This is a genomic window from Yinghuangia sp. YIM S09857 (assembly GCF_051388915.1).
In the GTDB taxonomy this organism is placed as follows: Bacteria; Actinomycetota; Actinomycetes; order Streptomycetales; family Streptomycetaceae; genus Yinghuangia.
In genome coordinates, this window is sequence record NZ_JBPKBH010000006.1 from 194,154 (window position 1) to 197,970 (window position 3,817).

2 protein-coding genes and 1 pseudogene are annotated in these 3,817 nt (G+C 75.3%); 1 reads left to right on the forward strand and 2 read right to left on the reverse strand.

Annotated features, from left to right (window positions below; genetic code table 11):
* Window positions 1-58: 58 nt before the first annotated feature.
* Window positions 59-1,555, reverse strand: coding sequence for a hypothetical protein (locus ACRX5S_RS14775; RefSeq protein WP_436773356.1), 1,497 nt, complete (start codon window positions 1,553-1,555; stop codon window positions 59-61).
* A gap of 240 nt (window positions 1,556-1,795) precedes the next feature.
* Here ACRX5S_RS14775 and ACRX5S_RS14780 point away from each other — a divergent pair, with 240 nt between their 5' ends.
* Window positions 1,796-3,196: a cell division protein PerM gene (locus ACRX5S_RS14780; RefSeq protein ID WP_436773357.1), complete on the forward strand. Its 1,401-nt coding sequence runs from the start codon at window positions 1,796-1,798 to the stop codon at window positions 3,194-3,196.
* An 82-nt stretch (window positions 3,197-3,278) separates the two neighbouring features.
* On the opposite strand, the pseudogene ACRX5S_RS14785 reads toward ACRX5S_RS14780, so the two are convergent.
* A pseudogene (locus tag ACRX5S_RS14785) lies at window positions 3,279-3,817 on the reverse strand (hypothetical protein); the annotation flags it as partial.

Consider the following 3,817-nt stretch of genomic DNA (forward strand, 5'->3'; position numbering starts at 1 on the left):
CCCCCGCCGATCCGTTCGGCGGGGGCGGCGTCGTTTCCGTCGGTCCCGGGGTTGTCCGTCAGCGCTGGTATTCGGCGACGCGGTCGATCTGGTTGTTGTCGTCGTAGTGGATCTGGAACACCGTCGTGGCCAGGTGGCCTTCGGCGAGGCGGGACAGGAACAGCTTGGGATCCACGAAGCGCTCCTCGGTGATGCCGAACGCCTTTTCGCCGCGGAACCGGGCCTCGGCGGCCAGCGGGACCTCGCGTACGCCCACGATCGCCTCCGGGTCGACCCCGGCGTGGGCGGCCTCGACGGACAGGTACGTGCCGCCGTCCTCGTGCTCGGACGCGGCCTTGATGTAGACGAACTCGTACTGGCCCTGCGGTACTTGCTCGGCCTTGGCGTTGGTGCGGCCGAACTTGAACTCGGGCGCGGGCGCCTGTTCGGCGGCCGGGGCCCCGAGCCCGCCGCGCGCCGCGATGGACGCCTGGACCCGGGCCCGCTTGTCCGGCAGGCCGCCGGGGTCCGCGATGGTCGACAGGGCGTACCCGCCGAGCCCCAGGACGACGGCGCCGACCGCGGCCACCAGGACGACGGCGCGCTTCCGTGCGCCGCTGCGGATCCGGGCGGCCGGGCGCAGCTTCGGCTGATAGCGCCGCGTCAGATCCACCATGACCGCGTTCAGCCGCTCGTGCGCTTCGGGGCCGTCCGGGTCCGGCCCGGTCAACTCGCCCACCCGCCGCGACAGTTGCTCGTTGGCGAGGCTGATGCGCTCGATGGTGGAGTTGGTGGTGGCCTCGGTCTCGACGGCGATGTCCTCGGGAGTCATCCCCAGGTGATGCCGCAACACAGCGGCCCGCCGCCGATGCGCCGGAACGCGCCGCAGCGCGCGCAGCAACGCCACATCGGCGGACCAGGCCCGGTCAACGGCATCGCTCTTGTCCCCGGACAGGTCGGGTACGGGCGCCTCACCGCCGTCAGCGGTCCTCGCACCGGTCGGCGCGGGTGTCGACGGCCCGCCCGTCCCGCTGTCGGGGGCCTTGGGCTCACCGGCCTTGGCGGTGGCCGCCTTGGGGGTCTCGGCCTTGGGGGGCGTCGGTTGGGCGTCGGCAGGGCGGTCCTGGCGGTCCTGGCGGGGCTTGCGGCCCTTCTTCTTGCTGCGGTTGTCACGGGCCTTCGTCGGCTGGGGGCGCCCGGTGGGCGCGTCGGGCTCGTCGGCACTCCGAGGAGGAACGGGGGAGTTCGGGGTTTCCGCCGGTGCGTCGGCGGGCTCGGGGGAGCGCCCTACCTCGGCGACCTGGGTGGCGATGCGGTCCCGGTGGGGTATCCAGCCGCTGATGCGCTGCCCGGCACGGTGCAGGTGGTCGAGCGCCATGTCCGACGCGAGCATGCGCACCCACGATTCGGGCGACGCGAAGGCGGAGACCGTCTCCCATTCGGCGTACGCCCGCGCGTACGCCCGGTGCGTCACATGTACGGCGCGGTGCGGGCCGGCCGTCAGCAGGTAGACGTGCCGGGCGACGTCCGGCGCGGTCCTGGTGTAGAAGGCGTCGAAGGTCGCGTCGTCGTGCATGCCGCCGTACTCCCCGTGCTAGCTCCGACAGGTGGGCCCGCGTTCGGTTGCTCGTGCGCCGGACCGTGCGGAACGGGACGGGTGGAGCATCCGCCTGGGCGCCCCGATACCCCTGCGGGTGATTAGTAATGCCATATTTGTATTGAAAACAGACCAATGGCTGTCGAATATCGGCCGACACGGCCGGAGCGAAGGCCATATACAGGGCAGATCGCCTTGGCGTTGGCAGCATGAGGGATCGTGAGCGACACGCCCGTACCCGCGCTGCCGAACCACCCCGCAGCAGCCGAACCGGTGCCCGTGCACGACGGCGGCGCCGAAGTCGGACACCCGCGCGACGCGGAGGAGTACCCCGCCGCGTCTGTCCCCGCCGCGCCCGACCCCGCCGCAGACCTCCGCGCCGCACTCGACGGGGCCGCCGCCGGGTTCGTCGCCGTCGGCCTCGGCCTCGGCGCCGCCCTCGCACCGGTGCTCGTCGCGGTGCTCGCGGAGGCGTTCGGCGGGGGCTTCACCGACCCGGGCGACATCCTGCGCACCGCCGGGCAGATCTGGCTCGCCGCCCAGCGTGTCGGGCTCGACGTCGCGGGCGAGCAGCCCGGTGCCGCGGTGCGGCTCGGCATCGTGCCGCTCGGTGTCACGGTCCCGCTCGTGCTCGTGCTCGCGCGCGCCGGGCGCCGGTGCGCGGCGGCGGGGGAGGGCGGGCGGACCGGCGGCGCCCGCCCGGTGACGTTCGCGCTCTCGGCGTTCGCGATCGTGTACGCGGGACTCGCGTACGGCATCGCCGTCGTCGCCGCGACCCCCGCGATCGAGCCGGTGCGGGAACGCGCCCCGATCGCCGCCGGGGCCGCGGCGCTCGTGTTCGGCGGGTACGGGGCGCTCCGCATGGGCGCCTACCGCGACCTGCCGGGGCGGATGCCGCCAGGGGTGCGCGACCGGCTGCGGCCGTTCGCGGTCCCGGGGGCTGTGGCCCTGCGGGCGGGCGCTGCCGCGGCGTGCGTCCTGGCGGCGGGCGGTGCGGTGATCGTGTGCGCGTCGCTGGTGGTCCACGCGGACGCGGTCGGCGCGTACGTGGACCGGGTCGCGGCGGGGGCGCCCGACACCGTCGCGCTCGCGCTGCTGTGCGCGGCGCTGATGCCGAACGCGGTGATGTGCGCCGTGGCGTATGCCTCCGGCGCCGGGTTCGCGATCGGCGTCGGCACCACGGTCGCGCCCACCGGCGTCGACCTCGGTGCGGTCCCGGCGCTGCCGCTGCTGGGGGCGCTGCCGGAGACGACCTCGGTCGCCGGGTGGTGCACGCTCGCCGTGCCGGTGGCCGCGGGCGTGGTGGCCGGGCTGATCGCCGCCCGCGGAGGCCAGGCGGGCCGCGTGTGGACCGCGGTCGGCGCGGCGGCCGCGTCGGGGGCCGTCACCGGCGTCCTCGTGGCGGGCGCGGCCTGGCTCGCCACCGGCGCCGCGGGCGCGCAACGGCTCACCCGCACAGGCCCGCACATCGGGACCACCGCCGGTTCGGTCACCGCCGCGGTGGCGGTGGTGGCAGCCCTGACCGCCCTGATCGCCGCCTGGTACCGCCGGCGAACCGTCCGAGCCGCCGCCCACCTGGAAACCGTGGCGGTTCCGGTCCCCGGCCAAGCCACCCGCTGACGCGTGCCGCCGGTGACGCCCGAGGGCCGTGTCCGGACCATCCGGTCCGCGCACGGCCCTCGGACGGGGCGCTACCGAGCGCTCAGATCGGGTTGTTGTCGATGTTGTCGACCATGTTCCGCATGAAGCTCGGCAGTTCGCGTTCGCACTGCTGCTGCGCCTGCTTCGTCAGCGCGGCGTCCATGCAGTCGTAGTAGTCCTGCTGCGACCACCGGAAGCTCCACACACCCAGCACCCACACCACCGCGAGCGCGCCGGTGACCAGGCCGACCATGGCGCCGGGCGGGCGCGGGACGGTGCCCTGGGTGGTGGGGCTGGGCTCGGTGGCCACGCGTGCCGGGCGGACCAGCCGCCGCGCGCGGCCGGGCGTACGGGCCGTTCCGCCGGGGCCCTGCTCGACGCGCGGGCCGACCCGCGGGGCCGAGGTGCCGCGCAGCGCGCGGATGCCGAGGACCACCGCCGCGACGCCCATCACGATCCCGGCCTCCTCCCACAGGAAGAAGGCGAGGACCAGCCCCCAAACGCCGATCCACAGCGCGATCCGCGCGTTGCGGCGGCGCGGGTCGGTCGGCGTCCGCTCGTCGTCCCGGCGGTCGCGGTCCTGGGGGGGGGGGGGGAGGG